This window comes from Maricaulis alexandrii, from assembly GCF_005871165.1.
Classification (GTDB): domain Bacteria; phylum Pseudomonadota; class Alphaproteobacteria; order Caulobacterales; family Maricaulaceae; genus Maricaulis; species Maricaulis alexandrii.
Window position 1 is genome coordinate 274,929 of sequence record NZ_SWKP01000006.1, and the last position, 16,860, is coordinate 291,788.

General features: G+C 63.5%; 18 protein-coding genes. 9 read left to right on the plus strand and 9 right to left on the minus strand.

What is annotated here, in order from left to right; all coding sequences use genetic code 11:
• Positions 1–3: 3 nt before the first annotated feature.
• The 4 genes from FCS99_RS07680 to FCS99_RS07695 all read right to left on the minus strand — a co-directional run bounded on the left by FCS99_RS07680 (position 4) and on the right by FCS99_RS07695 (position 2,319).
• Positions 4–225 carry a helix-turn-helix transcriptional regulator gene (locus FCS99_RS07680; protein ID WP_138511491.1) on the minus strand — a complete coding sequence of 74 codons (222 nt, stop codon included), beginning with the start codon at positions 223–225 and terminating at the stop codon, positions 4–6.
• A complete protein-coding gene (locus tag FCS99_RS07685; RefSeq protein WP_138511492.1) occupies positions 222–692 on the minus strand; it encodes a hypothetical protein in 471 nt (156 codons plus the stop codon). Before FCS99_RS07685 ends, FCS99_RS07680 begins: the two co-directional genes overlap by 4 nt.
• Before the next feature lie 58 nt (positions 693–750).
• The gene (locus FCS99_RS07690; RefSeq protein WP_138511493.1) at positions 751–1,719 is read right to left on the minus strand and encodes a M20/M25/M40 family metallo-hydrolase; all 969 of its coding nucleotides are present in this window, start codon (positions 1,717–1,719) and stop codon (positions 751–753) included.
• Positions 1,720–1,800: 81 nt separating this feature from the next.
• Positions 1,801–2,319, minus strand: a complete 519-nt coding sequence (locus FCS99_RS07695; protein ID WP_138511494.1) for a YHS domain-containing (seleno)protein — start codon at positions 2,317–2,319, stop codon at positions 1,801–1,803.
• A gap of 122 nt (positions 2,320–2,441) precedes the next feature.
• On the opposite strand from FCS99_RS07695, the gene FCS99_RS07700 reads away from it, so the two are divergent.
• The 6 genes from FCS99_RS07700 (at position 2,442) to FCS99_RS07725 (ending at position 7,997) form a co-directional block, all read left to right on the plus strand.
• Positions 2,442–2,678, plus strand: a complete 237-nt coding sequence (locus FCS99_RS07700; RefSeq protein ID WP_138511495.1) for a BolA family protein — start codon at positions 2,442–2,444, stop codon at positions 2,676–2,678.
• Position 2,679: 1 nt separating this feature from the next.
• Positions 2,680–3,489, plus strand: a complete 810-nt coding sequence (locus FCS99_RS07705; RefSeq protein ID WP_171036284.1) for an aldo/keto reductase — start codon at positions 2,680–2,682, stop codon at positions 3,487–3,489.
• Between the two features lie 73 nt (positions 3,490–3,562).
• Complete coding sequence (grxD, locus tag FCS99_RS07710; protein ID WP_138511497.1) at positions 3,563–3,889, plus strand: Grx4 family monothiol glutaredoxin; 327 nt, start codon at positions 3,563–3,565, stop codon at positions 3,887–3,889.
• A 206-nt stretch (positions 3,890–4,095) separates the two neighbouring features.
• Positions 4,096–5,463: an alpha,alpha-trehalose-phosphate synthase (UDP-forming) gene (locus tag FCS99_RS07715; RefSeq protein ID WP_138511498.1), complete on the plus strand. Its 1,368-nt coding sequence runs from the start codon at positions 4,096–4,098 to the stop codon at positions 5,461–5,463.
• 24 nt (positions 5,464–5,487) lie between these two features.
• Positions 5,488–6,231 carry a trehalose-phosphatase gene (gene otsB / locus FCS99_RS07720; protein ID WP_233352702.1) on the plus strand — a complete coding sequence of 248 codons (744 nt, stop codon included), beginning with the start codon at positions 5,488–5,490 and terminating at the stop codon, positions 6,229–6,231.
• On the plus strand, positions 6,228–7,997 hold the full coding sequence (locus FCS99_RS07725; protein ID WP_138511500.1) for a glycoside hydrolase family 15 protein: 1,770 nt from the start codon (positions 6,228–6,230) through the stop codon (positions 7,995–7,997). Before otsB ends, FCS99_RS07725 begins: the two co-directional genes overlap by 4 nt.
• A 3-nt stretch (positions 7,998–8,000) precedes the next feature.
• Here FCS99_RS07725 and FCS99_RS07730 read toward each other — a convergent pair whose 3' ends face one another.
• Both FCS99_RS07730 and rpsD read right to left on the minus strand, forming a co-directional pair.
• Entirely contained in the window at positions 8,001–8,522 is a 522-nt protein-coding gene (locus FCS99_RS07730) for a hypothetical protein (RefSeq protein ID WP_138511501.1), read from the minus strand.
• 246 nt (positions 8,523–8,768) lie between these two features.
• Positions 8,769–9,386, minus strand: coding sequence for a 30S ribosomal protein S4 (gene rpsD / locus FCS99_RS07735; RefSeq protein ID WP_138511502.1), 618 nt, complete (start codon positions 9,384–9,386; stop codon positions 8,769–8,771).
• Between the two features lie 231 nt (positions 9,387–9,617).
• Between rpsD and FCS99_RS07740 the strand changes: the two genes are divergently transcribed.
• A complete protein-coding gene (locus tag FCS99_RS07740; protein WP_138511503.1) occupies positions 9,618–10,730 on the plus strand; it encodes a serine hydrolase domain-containing protein in 1,113 nt (370 codons plus the stop codon).
• Positions 10,731–10,747: 17 nt separating this feature from the next.
• Here the strand turns inward: FCS99_RS07740 and FCS99_RS07745 are convergent, their stop codons facing one another.
• On the minus strand, positions 10,748–11,488 hold the full coding sequence (locus FCS99_RS07745; RefSeq protein WP_138511504.1) for an RNA methyltransferase: 741 nt from the start codon (positions 11,486–11,488) through the stop codon (positions 10,748–10,750).
• Between the two features lie 268 nt (positions 11,489–11,756).
• Between FCS99_RS07745 and FCS99_RS07750 the strand changes: the two genes are divergently transcribed.
• Together FCS99_RS07750 and FCS99_RS07755 are read left to right on the plus strand one after the other, a co-directional pair.
• Positions 11,757–12,980, plus strand: coding sequence for an NADP-dependent isocitrate dehydrogenase (locus FCS99_RS07750; RefSeq protein WP_138511505.1), 1,224 nt, complete (start codon positions 11,757–11,759; stop codon positions 12,978–12,980).
• 187 nt (positions 12,981–13,167) lie between these two features.
• Positions 13,168–13,578, plus strand: a complete 411-nt coding sequence (locus FCS99_RS07755) for a hypothetical protein (protein WP_138511506.1) — start codon at positions 13,168–13,170, stop codon at positions 13,576–13,578.
• On the opposite strand, the gene FCS99_RS07760 is transcribed toward FCS99_RS07755, so the two are convergent.
• On the minus strand, positions 13,579–14,025 hold the full coding sequence (locus tag FCS99_RS07760) for a nuclear transport factor 2 family protein (protein WP_138511507.1): 447 nt from the start codon (positions 14,023–14,025) through the stop codon (positions 13,579–13,581).
• A complete protein-coding gene (gene alaS / locus FCS99_RS07765) occupies positions 14,025–16,679 on the minus strand; it encodes an alanine--tRNA ligase (protein WP_138511508.1) in 2,655 nt (884 codons plus the stop codon). The genes FCS99_RS07760 and alaS overlap by 1 nt, the downstream gene beginning before the upstream one ends.
• Positions 16,680–16,860: the final 181 nt, after the last annotated feature.

Sequence of the window (16,860 nt, forward strand, 5' to 3'; positions counted from 1 at the left end):
AGCTCAGGCTGACGCGTCACCGTCCGGCAAGGAAAACACTTGTTCAACCGGGACGTTGAAGAAGCGGGCCAGCTTCAAGGCGATAATGGTGGACGGCACAAAACGGCCGACCTCGATCGTCGAGATCGTTTTGCGCGAAACTTCGATCGCTTCCGCCAGCTGCGACTGGCTGAGCTGATGTTCGGCCCGTAGAACGCGGATCCGGTTGTTCAGGGCAGCACTCATGCGGTGTCGCAGCCCTCTCCCATGTCTCGTCCAAGCAGGAAGAAACTGGCGGAAAACCCGATTAGAGCGAGGGCAATCAGCGCATCGAGCAGGACCTCGGGCGTGACATTGGCCAGCACAAGGCGGTCCATCGTCGTCAGGATGATCATGCTCATCAGAACAAGGCCGAACGCCGCCAGGCCGGCGCGCTTCAGCACGGTGCCGAAGAAGCTGTCACTTTTCCAGGGACTGACCGTTGTCCCGCCAAACCGGGTCTTGAGGAAGTAGAAGAGAGGCAGGAAGACGAGAAGGACAAGCACCCCACCCACCAGCTGCACAATATCCAGCCAGCTAGCCAAACCGCTGCTGGCGTAAGCTTCTGCAACCTTGAACGCATAGATCAGCGCCACCAGGCCGGTACCGCAAGCCGTAAGCAAAGCCAGACTGTCGCTCGCCTCGGCCCGTGAACTCGGATTGAGAAAAGACATGTTGAACCCCTTGGGTGTCAATTTGATACCCAAGGGTTACATTTGATACCTCAAGGTGTCAATGGCGGTGCTTGACCTGACGCGACGCGGCGTCCGCAATCACGGGCAGACGGACAACTGCCGTGCGCGCGAAATCGACAGAAGCCCGCACAGCATCGACGTAGAAATCCAGCGTCATGTTCTCATAGGTATCGGTCGGCTGGTGGTAGTGGGGATGAAAATCCACGCCGAGATAGATAAAGGGGATACCGACAGCGTGGAACGCGCCACTGTCGGTCAGATTGGTCCAGTCCCCGCCCGGGACACTGGTGGGTTCGTCATAACCCATCGGCATGGAGACAGAGGCGCGGGACGCCACATCTTCGACGATCGGAATCAGCGCCGGATAGTGATAGGTGCCGACCACCCAGAGAAGGCGCTCCTCGGACATGGCGAGCATGTCCAGATTGAGATTGAAGGCGATGTTCTCCAGCGGGACGGGCGGGTTGGCGACAAAGGCGCGGGCGCCCTGCAGGCCTTTTTCCTCGGCATCCACGATGGCGATGATCACGTCATGGTCCGGCGGATTGTGCGTGAAGGCTTCGGCAATGGCGAGCGCACCGGCGACACCGGACGCATTGTCGTCCGCACCGTTCCAAACCTGCCCGCCCCGCATGCCCTCATGGTCATAGTGCGCGGTGACCACCATGGTGCGTTCGCTGCGCATCGTGCCGGGAATGCGGGCCAGGATGTTTACGCCGGTCATTTCGGCGCCGCCATCCCCGCGCGAGGTAAAGGTGAAGCTGTGCTCATAGCTTTCACCGACGGGTTCGATATTCAGCGCCTCGAGACGCTCGATGATATAGGCGCGGGCGCGGGCATTGCCCTCGGTTCCGGTTTCGCGGCCTTCCATGTCATCCGCTGCAAGGACGCGCAGGTCCTCCAGAACCTGGGCCTCATCCAATCCCGGATCGGGCCGGGGCATGGTGGCGCAGGCCGTGGCCCCGAGCGAGGTGGCCAGAACGAAAGACAGAATGATGGAACGCATGGTCACCCCCGATGAAATGAGGGGCGAGAGTGCCATTTTAACCGGCAAAACCCAATGAAATTTCGGTCACTTGTGGCGTCGTCAGAACCATCCGCCCCGGGGGCGGGCCGCCGGCTCGGCTTCCAGTTCGGGCCACAGCGCTTCGGACTGTTCCAGATAGCCGGGAATATCGGCCTCCCAGCGCCGCTGGATGCGCGGCGAGAAATTCATGTAGAGCACGCCATCGACGACGCGGTAGGCCAGCGGGTCGGTTCGCACCTTGCGGCCATCGGCCAGCGCCCAGGCGCAATGCCCGTCATAGGCGGGGACATAGCGCTGCGGATGCGCCAGAAAGGCGTCCCGGTTGGCCTCGCTGGCAAAATACCAGGTCACGCCATTGTAGTCGGCGCGGATATCCGGATCGCCCATCACGGGCGCGTCTTGGGTGTGGTAGGAGACGACATCATACCCGCCGACGGGACGCCCCTCCCCGTCCACGAACTGCTCGCCGGCAAGGGCCGTCGGGGCGAAGAGGATGAAGGCCGCAGCCAGACAGGCGAAGGTCCAAGCCCGGACGCCTCCCCGGACAGGCGCGGATTTGGCAGCAATGACAGTGTTCATGGGCTTTTCCCGAGCGTCGCGGATGATTAGCTTGGCACGATATGAGACCGGGCCCGCCCGGCATTCAAGACAAGGCTCGAACACACCGGCTCACAGTGTGTTGAGCGGACCAGGAGAACGCCATGCCCATGCCCGCCGAGGATATCGTCGCCCTGATCAAGGCCGGAATTCCCGATGCCGAGGTCGAGATGACCGATCTGGCCGGGGATAATGACCACTGGAAGGCCGTCGTCACCTCGCCGAGCTTCAAGGGTCTGCTGCGCGTGAAACAGCACCAGATGGTCTATGCCGCCCTGGGCGAAAAAATGGGCGGTGAGCTGCACGCCCTCGCCCTGGAAACCCGCACGCCGGACGCGTGAGGTGATCGAGGACGCCGCCTTTTCCCGTCTGGGCTTCGGGGTCACCGGCCCCCATGCCGGTCTGGGCCTGTCGCGCAACCGGACCGAAACCCTGATCCGCAAGGCCGTGGAACTGGGGGTGACCCTGTTCGACACGGGACCGGCCTATGGGCGGGGCGAGGCGGAGAAACGGTTGGGCCACGCTCTGAAATCCGTGCCGCGCGACCGCGTCTTTGTCACCACCAAGGCCGGCATCCATCCCGGCAAGAAACGAGACTTCTCGCCCGGCGCCGTGGAAATGTCCTTCAAGGACTCGCTGAGCCGGATGGGCTGCGGGCATATCGATCTTCTCCTGCTCCACGGTCCCTCGGCAGCGGAAATGGATGAGCGCCTGATCCGGCGGCTGCAGGCCTTCAAGGAGCACGGTGTGCTGCGCCATATCGGCGTGTGCGGCCGGGGCGCCGAACTCGACCATGCCATCGGTCTGGACGTGTTCGATGCAATCATGGCCCCGGTCAATGACGGGCTCGACGATGCGGCGCGCAACCGCCTCCGGCGGGCCCGCGAACAGGGTCTCAGCGTGATCGGGATCGAGGTGATGGCCGGCGCCGCCACGGTGGCGCGCCTGCCGCTCACCCGCGGGGATTGGTGGTATGCGGCCCGACGCCTGAAACAGGGCCTTACCGGCACCCGGCCGGATGGTCGCGGACAGCCCGCCCCCGATGCGCTGCACTGGGCGCTGGAAAGCGGTCTGGCCGACGCGCTGGTCTGTCTGACCACGCGCCCCGGAAATCTTGAGACCAATGCCCGCCTGGCCGGATTGCCGGCCTGACCGGCAGTGCCCACTTGAAGAGTGAGGCGCGGCGTCCTAGCTAGGCAGTCAGGATCCAATCAGGAGAAACGCCATGTCGGCCCAGGACACGATCAAGACCACCATCGACACCAATGATGTGGTGCTGTTCATGAAGGGTACGCCGGTCTTCCCGCAGTGCGGGTTTTCCTCGGTCGTGGCCCGCGTTCTGGACCATCTCCAAGTGGATTTCGAGAGCGTCAATGTGCTCGAGGACGACGGTATCCGCCAGGAAATCAAGGAGTTCTCCAACTGGCCGACCATTCCCCAACTCTACATCAAGGGCGAGTTTGTGGGCGGATGCGACATCGTCAAGGAAATGTTCGAGACGGGTGAATTGCAGGCCTATCTGAAAGACAAGGGCCTGATCGCAGCGGCCTGATCCGCCGGGCGACGCCCAGCCCACCACCTGTCCCGTCATGGTCAAGCCAGACCGGAGAAATCCGGCTGGGCGGACTGCGATTGCCCATATCGGAGCAAACCAGCCTGTCCGACTGGCGGCGGCCCGTCCGCGTCCGGGAAGCCGAGCCCGCTGGCTTGCCTTCCCCCCGGCGGTCGTGAAACACAACCCCTATCAAGGGAGACAGGATGGGCCGGCTTATCGCGATTTCGAACCGTACGGCGGCTGACCCGAAGGCGCGCGCCGGAGGTCTGGCCGTCGCCGTCTGGGAATCGCTCAAGGAGACTGGCGGCAGCTGGTTCGGCTGGAGCGGCAATCTGGTCGACGACGTTCCGCGCGGCGCCAATGTCTTCCGCGATGAGGGGGTGGAATTCGTCCTCACCGACCTCACCCATGAGGAACACGAGAATTATTATCTCAACTACGCCAACCGGGTGATCTGGCCGGTCTTCCATTACCGGCTCGACCTGGCCCATTTCAATGGCGAGGCCTTCAAGACCTATTCCGACGTCAATCAGCGCATTGCCGGCATAGTCGCCAACCGTCTGCAGCGTGACGATACGGTCTGGGTGCATGATTATCATTTCCTGCTGATGGGCGATGCCCTGCGCCATGCCGGCTGGGAAGGCCCGACCGGCTTTTTCCTGCACATCCCCTTTCCGCCGCCGGAAATGTTCCGCGCCATTCCCGAGCATCACTGGATTGCCCGGGCGATGTGCGCCTATGACGTGATCGGCTTCCAGTCCTCCCATGACCGCGCCAATTTCGTGCGCTATCTGGTCGACCAGTTCGACGGGGAAGAGCTGGGCGAGGATTTGATCCGCGTCTTCGGATCGACGACACGGGTGGCCGCCTATCCGATCGGGATCGATCCGGACGGGTTCCGCGATGCCGCCCAGACTGCGAAGGCCGACCGGGCTGCGGAACGGATCAGCCGCTTCCTCGGCGACCGGCATCTGGTGATCGGTGTCGACCGGATGGATTATTCCAAGGGGCTGCCACAGCGCTTCGAGGCGGTCGGGCAATTGTTCGACGCCCACCCGGAAATGGACGGCAAGGTCTCGGTGACGCAGATCGCACCGCCCTCGCGCTCCAAGGTGGAAGAATACCAGGAATTGCGGACCCAGCTGGACCAGCTGGCCGGGCGCATCAATGGCGATCACGGCGATCTGGACTGGATTCCGCTGCGCTATCTGGCGCGTTCCTATTCGCGCGAGGAGCTGGCCGGCCTGTTCCGGATCGCCCGGGTCGGACTGGTCACCCCGCTTCGCGACGGGATGAATCTGGTCGCCAAGGAATTCATCATGGCGCAGCCGGAGGAGGATCCCGGCGTGCTGGTCCTGTCCGAATTTGCCGGCGCGGCCGAGCAATTGCGCGATGCGCTGATCGTGAACCCGCACGACAAGTTCAAGGTGGCCGACGCCATCTACCAGGCCCTGACCATGCCGCTGGAAGAGCGCCAGGCCCGTTGGCGCAAGCTCAAGGCCGTGGTGGAGGAACAGGATATCGGCTGGTGGCGCAATCGTTTCCTCAAAGACCTGACCCCTGCCGACTAATCCATGATGATGCTGGAACCGGACATGACAACACACGCCCCGGACGGATTTGCCGCTCCCTTTCCGTTGGACCTGGGCGGGCATGCCCTGTTCCTGGATTTCGACGGCACGCTGGCCGGTCTGCAATCCAATCCTGATACGGTCTTTTTGTCGCCGGAACGGATCAGCCTGTTGCAGTCGCTGGCCGCACGGATGAATTCCGCCCTCGCCGTGGTGAGCGGCCGGGATGTCCGCGATCTGGACCGCCGCATTCCCGGGGATATCTGGCGGGTCGGCGGGCACGGATCCGATATCTGCGCGCCGGGCCAGCGTCCCCGCGCCTACGCGCCGGCCGCGCCGGACAGTCTGCACCGGGCCCTGTTCGAACTGACAAATGAGCATCCGGGGACGCGGCTGGAAGTGAAGGGGCCGGTCCTGGCCCTGCACTACCGGCAGGTGCCCGAGGCGCGTGAAGCCCTGAACCGGAAACTCGGCGAAATCCTGGATCACCAGCCGGGCTATGCACTGCAGGCCGGCAAGATGGTGTTCGAGGCCAAGCCCGACGGCGCCAACAAGGCGCGCGCGATTGCCCGCCTGATGCAGATGCCGCCCTTCCGCGGCCGCAAGCCGGTCATGGTGGGCGATGATGTCACCGATGAGGACGGCATGCGCGAAGCCATCGATCGCGGCGGACGGGCCATCAAGGTCGGTGACGGCAATACGGTGGCCGATGATCGGCTGGCGGATCCGCAACAGGTCTGGGCCTGGCTGGAGGACGCACTGGGATGAGCTCACTGGAACTGGGAATCATCGGCAATGGGACGATTGCCGGGCTGATCGGCGAACTGGGTGAGGTGACCTGGCTCTGCCTGCCGCGGCTGGATGGCGAACCGGTTTTCAATTCGCTGGTCGGGGGATCGGGAGAGTTCTCGGTCGAACTGGTCGGCCAGTGCCGCGCCCGTCAGCGCTATATCCACAACACCGCCGTGCTGGAAACCGAGTTGGAGGCGGAAGACGGTTCCGCCATCCTGATCACGGATTTCGCGCCCCGCTTCATGGACAAGGGCCGCATGTTCCGCCCGGCCTCCATGGTCCGCCGCATCCAGCCGGTCCGGGGCATGCCGCGAATCCGCATCACGCTGCAGGCCAGTTGCCGGGAAGGGGCATGCGACATGCCCCTGCGACGCGGCGTGTCCCATGTCAGCTTCCTGGATGATGAGGCCGGCTTCCGGATCACCACGGATGCGCCGCTCTCCTATGTGATGGACCAGCGTGAATTCGTGCTGGACCACGCCCTGGCCTTCCTGCTGGGACCGGATGAGAGCCTGTCGGACGCGGTCGGCGCCATGGCGCTGGACTGGCAGGAGCGCACTTGCGAGCACTGGGTGTCCTGGACCCGCCGCCTGGCGACACCACCGGAATGGCAGGAGGCGGTGATCCGCGCGGCTATCACGCTCAAACTCTGCGTCTATGAAGAAACCGGCGGCATCGTGGCCGCCCTCACCACCAGCATTCCAGAGCATGCCGACAGCGAACGCAATTGGGATTACCGCTTCTGCTGGCTGCGCGATGCCTATTTCACCGTTACCGCGCTGAACCGCCTGTCGGCCGTCGGCACGCTGGAAACCTATATGGCCTTCCTGCGAAACACGGTGGCCCATACCCAGGGTGGACACATCCAGCCCGTGTTCGGGATCGCGCTGGAAGACGATCTCACCGAGACCATTGCAGAAGCCCTGCCCGGCTATCGCGGCATGGGACCGGTGCGCTTCGGCAATCAGGCCGCCGAACACATCCAGCATGATGTGTACGGACATGTCATTCTGGGGGCGTCACAGGCCTTCTTTGACGAACGCCTGCAATCGAAGGCGGGACAGCTGGAATTCGAACATTTTGAGGTCGTGGGAGAACGGGCCTACGCGGTCTACAACACGCCGGATGCCGGGATCTGGGAGTATCGCGGCCGGGCGCATGTCCACACCTCCTCCGCCATCATGTGCTGGGCGGCCTGCGACCGGCTGGCCAAGATTGCCACGCGCCTGGGTCTTGATGACCGCGCCGACTATTGGAGGCTGCGCGCCAACGAAATCCGCGAAACCGTTCTGCGGGATGCCTGGAATGAGGACCGTCAGGCCTTCACCGGCGCCTTCGGCGGTGAAGCGCTGGACGCCTCTGTCCTGCTGATGGCGGAGATCGGCTTCATCGCGCCAAATGATCCACGCTATGTCGCCACGGTCGACCGGATCGACGAGGAATTGCGCGACGGCTATCACGTGTATCGCTACCGGGTCGCGGATGATTTCGGCAAGCCGAAGACAGCCTTCACGGCCTGCACCTTCTGGCATATCGACGCGCTGGCCCGGATCGGCCGGCTCGACGAGGCCCGCGCCATGTTCGAGGACGTGCTGGCCCACCGCACCCAGCTGGGCATCCTGTCGGAAGACATCGACACGGAGACGGGTGAACTGTGGGGGAATTTCCCGCAGACCTATTCGATGGTCGGCATCATCAATGCCGCCAACCGTCTCTCGGTGAACTGGGAATCCGTGGTCTGACCGCTAGCGGCGCGCCGCCATGATGGTGCGTTCCTCATACCAGTCCCAGGGCCGGTCATCGACCGGGTTGAGAAGCACGACCTCGCCGCCCGTCGGCACGCCCAGCTCCTCGAAGCCGAAGCCGAGTTGCACGCCCCAGGGCACATCATCGCTGCACACGTCCGGCGCCTGGCGCTCCAGGGACACGGTGTAGATGTCCTCGTGATACTGGGTCACCCGCACCAGGAAGTCGGAGCGCAGCGTGCAGCCATTCGTGTCGGCATGGACGATCAGGATGTCGTCCTCGATCACGCGCCAATAGATGATGGATTCAAGATCCGGATCCACGACCGGGGCCTGGCGAAAAGTGCCCGGCACGCGCAGGTCGGAGATCCGGATCGTTGGAAGCGATGGCATGTCCGGCATCGGCGGCAGAGCCGCCAGCATTCCGGAACGCGCCCCCTCACGCGCCGCCATCTCTTCCGCTGTTGAACAGGCGGACACCAGCAGTGCCGCACAGGCGAAAGCACCCCAAACAGCTTTCACACTTGCCCCCTAGAACAGCCCCATACAAGCGCCTGATCGGTCCACTTCAGCCCCGGGTCCGATCAGGGTCCGGGCATGAAAGTCGTCCCTTAACACTTGATCAACCAAGGACTCGTGAGACGCGAGTTGCAGTGCGGAATCTGCCCGCCCTTGAAGCAGGCCTGCTGAGGCTTCTGGCAAACGCCCAGAAAAAAGCCCGCCCCGGCTGACCGGAGCGGGCTTTTCGAAATCGAATATCCCCGAAAATTACGAGGAGTAGAATTCGACCACGAGGTTCGGTTCCATCTGCACCGGATACGGCACTTCAGAGAATTCCGGGATGCGCACGAAGGTGGCCTTCATGGCTTTCGGGTCGAGGTCGATGTAATCCGGGATATCGCGTTCCGGGCTTTCCAGGGCTTCCAGCACCAGGGCCATCGAGCGCGAACGGTCGCGGACTTCGATCACGTCGCCCGGCTTCACGCGGTAGGACGGGATGTTGACCTTCGTGCCGTTCACCTTGACGTGGCCGTGGTTCACGAACTGACGGGCCGCGAACACGGTCGGAACGAATTTGGAACGGTAGACGATGGCGTCCAGACGGCTTTCCAGCAGACCGACCAGGTTTTCCGTGGTCGCGCCCTTGCGGCGGGCCGCTTCGTCATAGGTGCGGCGGAACTGCTTCTCGGTCATGTTGCCGTAATAGCCCTTCAGCTTCTGCTTGGCGCGGAGCTGGAGGCCGAAATCGGACAGCTTGCCCTTGCGGCGCTGGCCGTGCTGGCCGGGGCCGTAGGAGCGGGAATTGACCGGGGACTTCGGACGGCCCCACAGGTTTTCACCCATGCGGCGGTCGATCTTGTACTTCTGAGAATGACGCTTCGACATTCTGGTCTCTCTTTGTAGTCGACGCGGACCGGCAACCCCACGATTGAGATTGCGTTTGCAACGGCGGTGCTCGCATCACCCGTCATGTATTCCCCGGCCCAGGCGCACCTGTTCCGCGGAAAGCGGGGTTTCTACAGGCACAGCAGGGAATGTCAATGCTTGTGGCTGCAGGGACAGCACCCCTGCTTCGTCCCGCTTGCACGCCCTTGCGGCGCGCCGTAGCAAGGCGCCATGCGTATCCTGATTGCTCTTGTCCTGAGTTTGGCTCTGGCCCCCGCCTGGGCGCAACCGTCGCCATCCGCCCGCTCCGCCCTGCAAACAGCCGTCGATGACGCGGTCGCAAGCGGTCAAACGCCCGGCCTGTCCGTCACCGCCATCCTGCCGGATGGCCGGCGCGTGCAGGTGTTTGCCGGCGAATCCAGCCGGCGGGGTCATGCGCCTGTCGATGCGGAAACACGCTTCCTGTCCGGAAGCACCGGCAAGACCATCACGGCCCTGTTGGCGGTCCAGCTGGTCAATGAGGGCGTCCTGTCACTCGACACACCACTCGATGAGCAACTGTCAGGGCAGGACTGGTGGGACGGACTGCGCAACCATGAGAGCCTGACCCTGCGCATGCTGCTCAACCATTCGGCCGGCGTTCCGGACTATCTGGAGGATGTCGGTTTCTTCTTTTCCAGCCGCCTGCGCGGCACGGCGCGCCTCTCCCACGCTGACCTGGTCGGGTTCGTGGCCCGCGATACGCCAAAGGGTGTCCCCGGCGCGCACTATGCCTATTCCGACACGGACTACATCCTGGTCGGACTGGTGATCGAAACGGTCACGGGCGAAGACTTCTATGACCTCGCCCAGACCCGCATCCTGGATCCGCTGGCGCTGACCGCGACAGAGCCCCAACGCGGCCGCGAGTTCGAGCATCTGGCAGACGGCCATGTGGACGGGCTGTTCGGGCTCAGCGCCACGTCGCGTCATGGACGGCTGAACACCTCGCTCGATCATGAGTGGACCGCCGGCGGCTGGGTCACCACGCCGGATGATCTGGTCACGCTCTACCGCGCCTTGGGCGAGGACGGGATGTTCGCAGCGGAAAGCCGGATCATGAGGGCGAACTTCAATGCTTTCCAGCCGGACGGCCCCTCCGGCTACGGGCTGGGAGTGTTCGTGCGGAAAACCGGCGATGGTCATTTCCGCATTGCCCATGGCGGTGATTTCGGCGGGTTCCGGTCAGCAGTCCTTCACGACAGCGCCAGTGGAGTCACGCTGGCAGTCCAGGCCAATTCCAAGGCCTTCGAGGCGCCGGACTTCAATTTCGAATTGCTCGACGTCCTGACGACCCTGGACTGATCCGGGTCAACGCCGAACTAGTCTTCCCGCACCACGCGCGCCTTGCCGCGACCGAGGGCGAGCGCTTTTACCGCGCCGCGGAAAGTGCGGACTTCCTGTTCGGTCCAGCGGCCGCGAATGAAGGCATTGCGCAAATTCTGGGTCATGAGCGGGGTCTTTGAGGGCGGGTAGAAATAGCCGGCCCGTTCCAGCTCGTATTCGAAATGCTCGAACATGCCCTCCAGGTCTTCCCGCCTGGCAATGTCGGAGACAGGCTCGAACTCGGCCGGCGTGCCCTCTTCCGCTTTCCACTCATAGGCAATCACGGCAACAGCCTGGGCCAGATTGAGCGAGGAAAAACTGCGGTCGACCGGCAGGGTGATGATGGCATCGGCCATCGTGACCGCCTCATTGGGCAGGCCGGCCTTTTCACCACCGAACATCACGGCGACACGCTCGCCCGCGGCGATGGCCGCCCGCATGTCCGCCACGGCCTCACGCGCCGTCATGACCGGTTTCTCCATTCCCCTGGGACGGGCCGTGGTGGCATAGATCCGGTTCACATCATGCAGGGCGTCGGAGAGGCGGTATTCGACCCGGGCATTGTCATGCACCGGTGAGCCGGCCGACATGGTGATTGCCTTGTCCTGCGGCCAACCATCCCGTGGATCGACGACGATGAGTTCCGGCAGGCCGAAATTGGCCATCACCCGGCAGGCCGCGCCGATATTCTCGCCCAGCTGGGGCGTGTGGAGAATGAAGGCGGGCGTGTCGGTCATGGCGGGTCCTGCGAGTTGGGCGGCGGTGTGGGCCTGATTTGTTCAACCGGACCCGGCCTGTCCATATCGGTCAGCAGTGTCACCGGTTTCCAGTCTGGAGAGGCTGGAGCAGTAAACACGGGCCGGATGCAGGACAAAACCCTCCAAGGCTTTTTCAGGCCGGGCCTTCCTTGGCGCACCGACCGATGCTAGAGAGCGCCCGAATTTCCGCGCGCGGCGCGCGCACACGCACGTCCGAACGATAATCCGAACAGAAAGCAGAACACCCATGGCGAAGATCAAAGTCGATACCCCGGTCGTCGAGCTCGACGGCGACGAGATGACCCGCATCATCTGGCAGATGATCAAGGACAAGCTGATCCTGCCCTATCTCGACATTGATCTGGAATATTACGACCTCTCCGTCACCAAGCGTGACGAGACGGACGACCAGATCACGGTCGACGCTGCCAACGCGATCAAGAAGTACGGCGTTGGCGTGAAATGCGCCACGATCACGCCGGACGAAGCCCGCGTGGAAGAGTTCGGCCTGAAGAAGATGTGGCGCTCGCCGAACGGCACGATCCGCAACATCCTCGGCGGCGTCGTCTTCCGTGAGCCGATCGTGATTTCCAACATTCCGCGCCTGGTTCCGGGCTGGCAGCAGCCGATGGTGATCGGCCGTCACGCCTTTGGTGACCAGTATCGCGCCACCGACTTCCTGGTCCCGGGCAAGGGCACGCTGACCATGACCTACACGCCGGAAGATGGCGGTGAGCCGGTCGAGTATGAAGTGTTCAAATTCCCGAGCGCCGGTGTGGCCATGGGCATGTACAATCTGGATGACTCCATCCGCGATTTTGCCCGGGCTTCCTTCAATTACGGCCTGCAGCGCGGCTGGCCGGTCTACCTGTCGACCAAGAACACGATCCTGAAAGCCTATGATGGCCGTTTCAAGGACCTGTTCCAGGAAGTCTTCGACGCCGAGTTCAAGGACGCCTTCCAGTCCAAGGGCATCTCCTACGAGCACCGCCTGATCGACGACATGGTTGCAGCCGCCATGAAATGGTCCGGCGGCTTCGTCTGGGCCTGCAAGAACTATGATGGCGACGTGCAGTCCGACACCGTGGCCCAGGGCTTCGGTTCGCTCGGCCTGATGACCTCCGTGCTGATGTCCCCGGACGGCAAGACGGTGGAAGCGGAAGCCGCCCACGGCACCGTGACCCGTCACTATCGCCAGCATCAGCGTGGCGAGCAGACCTCGACCAACTCCATCGCCTCCATCTTCGCCTGGACGCAGGGCCTGACCCATCGCGGCCGCATGGATGGCAATGAAGACCTGCAGAAGTTCGCCAAGACGCTGGAACAGACCATCATCGAGACGGTGGAAGCCGGCTACATGACCAAGGACCTGGCGCTGCTCGTCGGCGACGAACAGGGCTGGCTGTCCACGGAAGGCTTCCTCGACAAGGTCGACGAGAACTTCCAGAAGGCCATGGCCAACTGGGGCTAGTCCGCAAGCGGATCAGCTAAACGCAGACAAGGGGCGGGCCGGCAGGTCCGCCCTTTTTCTTTGCGCTGCAGCATATAGTTTTTGTTCAATACTGCTTGTCACCCCGTGACCGGTTGAGTAGATTCACAGAAGGGACTGCAGGGGCTTCGAGGAAGCTGGAGACGCGTTTCGGGCAACGAGGAACGCCATGCAGGCATGTTACAAATTCGAACCGGTCAACCGGCTCTGCGTGTACCGAATTTCCGGGGCCGTCACGGCCAAGGGGCTGTTGAAGCTGTTCCGGTCGGCCCGTGACGATGCGGGCTGGGCCGAGGAGATGCGCTTCCTGACCGTGTTGGAGAACGCCTCCCTCGCCCACATGGACACGCATGCCATCAATGAGCTCATGATCGGCATGCAGGATGAGTCCCTGGGCCCGCAGAAGCGACCGCAGGCCGCCATTGTGTGCAATGACCAGCTCTCGCGCGGCTTGCTGGCCTTCTGGGTCGCTGCATCCGCCAATCTCCTGGGCACGCAGGAAAAAGTCTTCGATACCGAGGAAGAGGCGCGGAGCTGGCTGGCAGCCGACGAGGCGGTCATTCCCCTGCCCGCGCGATGATCAGACCGGACCGCCCGCCCGCTTCAGGGTGACGAAGGTCTCGGCCTCGATCTGCCAGGCGGCGGCGTCAAAGCGCCATTTGGCGAAGTAGCGGCCGGAATAGCGGATCTGCATCCCATCCATCGACCAGGCCCCGGTCCAGCGTCCGGTCTCAGCCGCCAGACCGCCGCACTCCCCGATCTCGATGCGCGACGGCGTACGGACATAGGCCACATCAGGCATTTGTTCGAAAATGCCCTGCCAGGCCTGCAACTGGGCCTGGCGGCCCTGGATCAGCTGGGCCTCGTCGCCCGGCACCAGGATGACATCTTCGGCAAGGCAAGCCTCAATGGCGCGCAGGGCCCGCGTCTCCAGCGCCTCATTGAAGGCCTGGCGCGCGGACAGGACCGAGCGCGCGGCAAACTTGTCGCCGACGAGCTGGATATCCGATTTGACCTTGCGGGCCATCAGCCGGCCAGGGCGGACTTGATCGCTTCCAGACCGTCCGCGGCCTTCGACCCGTCCGGACCGCCGGCCTGGGCGAAGTCGGGACGGCCACCGCCGCCCTTGCCGCCCACGGCCGCTGAACCGGCCCGCACAAGTTCCACAGCACTGTGCGACCCGACCAGATCATCCGTGACGCCGACCGCCAGGGCGGCCTTGCCATCATTGACGCCGATAAAGGCCGCGATGCCGGAGCCCATCTGGGACTTGGCTTCGTCGATCAGGGCGCGAAGATCCTTGCCGCCCACACCCTCAACCACACGGCCGATGAATTTGACGCCGCCGATCTCTTCCGGCCCGGCCGGTGCGGCACCGCCGCCCCCGCCCATGGCGAGCTGTTTCTTGGCCTCGGCCAGCTGGCGTTCCAGCTTCTTGCGCTCGTCCAGCAGGGAGGCGACACGCGCCGGCAGATCGGACGTGGTCACCTTGAGGATATCGGCCGCCGCGCGGCCATAGCCCATTTGCTGCTCGACATGGCGGCGGGCGCCCTCGCCGGTCAGCGCCTCGATGCGGCGCACGCCCGAGGAGACTGCGCTCTCGGAGACGATCTTGAACAGGGCGATATCGCCGGTGCGCTCGACATGGGTGCCGCCGCACAGCTCGACCGAATAATCCGTATCCACATCGGCCAGATCATGCCCCATGGACAGGACCCGGACCTTGTCGCCGTATTTCTCGCCGAACAGGGCCAGGGCACCGGCCGCGATGGCGGCATCGGGCGTCATGGTCTGCGTGGCCACGCCGGCATTCTGGCGGATCACTTCATTGACCTGGGTCTCGATGGCGGCCAGCTCTTCCGCCGACACGGCCTTGTTATGGCTGAAATCGAAGCGGAGACGGTCCGGACCGACATAGGAACCCTTCTGGGTCACGTGCGGGCCGAGCACATCGCGCAGCGCCTTGTGCACGAGGTGGGTGGCCGAGTGGTTGGACTTGGTCGCGGCACGGCGCTTGGCGTCAACGACCAGCAAGGCGGTATCGCCAGGGACAATTTCCCCAGCCTCCATCACGCCGATATGGGCATGCAGGTCGCCAGCCCGCTTCTGGGTGTCCTCGACCTTGAAGACCGCCCCATTGGTGAAGCGGATCTCGCCGGTATCCCCGCATTGACCGCCGCTTTCGCCATAGAAGGGCGTGCGGTCAAACACCAGCTCACCGGCCTGACCGGCCCCGAGCGCGCCGGCCTCGGCACCACCGGACACGATGGCGACCAAACGTCCCTCATCCTGCGTGCCGTAATAGCCCAGGAACTCGCTGGCCCCGACCTTGTCGCGCACGGAGAACCAGACCGCATCCGGTGCGGCATCGCCCGAGGAGAATTTCTGGGCCCGCGCATCGGCACGCTGCTTGTCCATGGCCTTGTCGAAACCGGCCTCATCCACCGTCATGCCCTTGGCGCGCAGGGCGTCCTGGGTGAGATCGAGTGGGAAGCCATAGGTGTCATAGAGCTTGAAGGCCGTCTCGCCCGGCAGGGCATCGCCTTCCGCCAGACCGGAGGTGGCCTCTTCCAGCAGGCTGAGCCCGCGGCCCAGCGTGCGCTGGAAGCGTTCTTCCTCGACCTTGAGCGTATCCTCGAGCAGGGCACCGGCCCGGACCAGTTCGGGATAGGCGTCACCCATTTCGGTCTGCAGCGCCGAGACCAGCTTCCACATGACCGGCTCGCTGGCACCGAGAAGGTGGGCATGCCGCATGGCCCGGCGCATGATGCGGCGCAGGACATAGCCGCGACCTTCATTGGACGGCGAGACACCGTCCGCCATCATGAAACAGGTGGACCGCAAATGGTCGGCAATGACGCGATGGCTGGCCAGGGCTTCGCCTTCGGCCTTCACGCCCAGCGTGTCCTCACCGGCGCGGATCAGATTGGCGAACAGGTCGACATCATAATTGTTGTGCTTGCCCTGCAGGATGGCGGCGATGCGCTCCAGCCCCATCCCGGTATCGATCGAGGGTTTGGGCAGGTTGATGCGCTCATCCGGACCGAGCTGTTCGAACTGCATGAAGACGAGATTCCAGATCTCGATGAAACGGTCGCCATCCTCGTCCGGGGATCCCGGCGGGCCACCCGCAATCTCGGGACCATGGTCAAAGAAGATTTCCGAACACGGACCGCACGGACCGGTATCGCCCATGGACCAGAAATTGTCCGAGGTGGAGATGCCGATGATTTTCTCGTCGGGCAGGCCGGCAATCTTGCGCCAAAGCGCCCGTGCTTCGTCATCCTCGGAGAAGACCGTAACCAGGAGTTTGTCCTTGGGCAGGGCGAATTCTTTCGTCACCAGCTGCCAGGCATGGCTGATTGCCTCTTCCTTGAAATAGTCGCCAAAGGAAAAATTCCCCAGCATTTCGAAGAAGGTATGGTGACGCGCCGTATAGCCGACATTGTCCAGATCATTGTGCTTGCCGCCGGCCCGCACGCATTTCTGCGAGGAGGTGGCCCGCGGAGTGGCGCGCTTTTCCTTGCCGGTGAAGGCATTCTTGAACGGCACCATGCCCGCATTCACGAAGAGGAGGGTCGGGTCGTCCTGCGGGACGAGCGGAGCCGATTGAACCACTTCGTGCTCATTCTGGGCGAAGTAGTCGAGGAAGGTGGCACGGATGTCGCGCAGGCTGGCCATGGGGTCAGGTCCGTCGGGTTGCTGGTGCGGGCCGGATTGATCCGTCCACGCGAGTAAATTCGGATGACCATATAGAAACGGGTGCCCGGCCTCGCCAAGCACCCGTTTGCAATTCAGCTGCGATTGGGCGGCGGGTCATGTCCTCGCAGACACAGGCCCCGACCGCCAAATCGGACGCGAA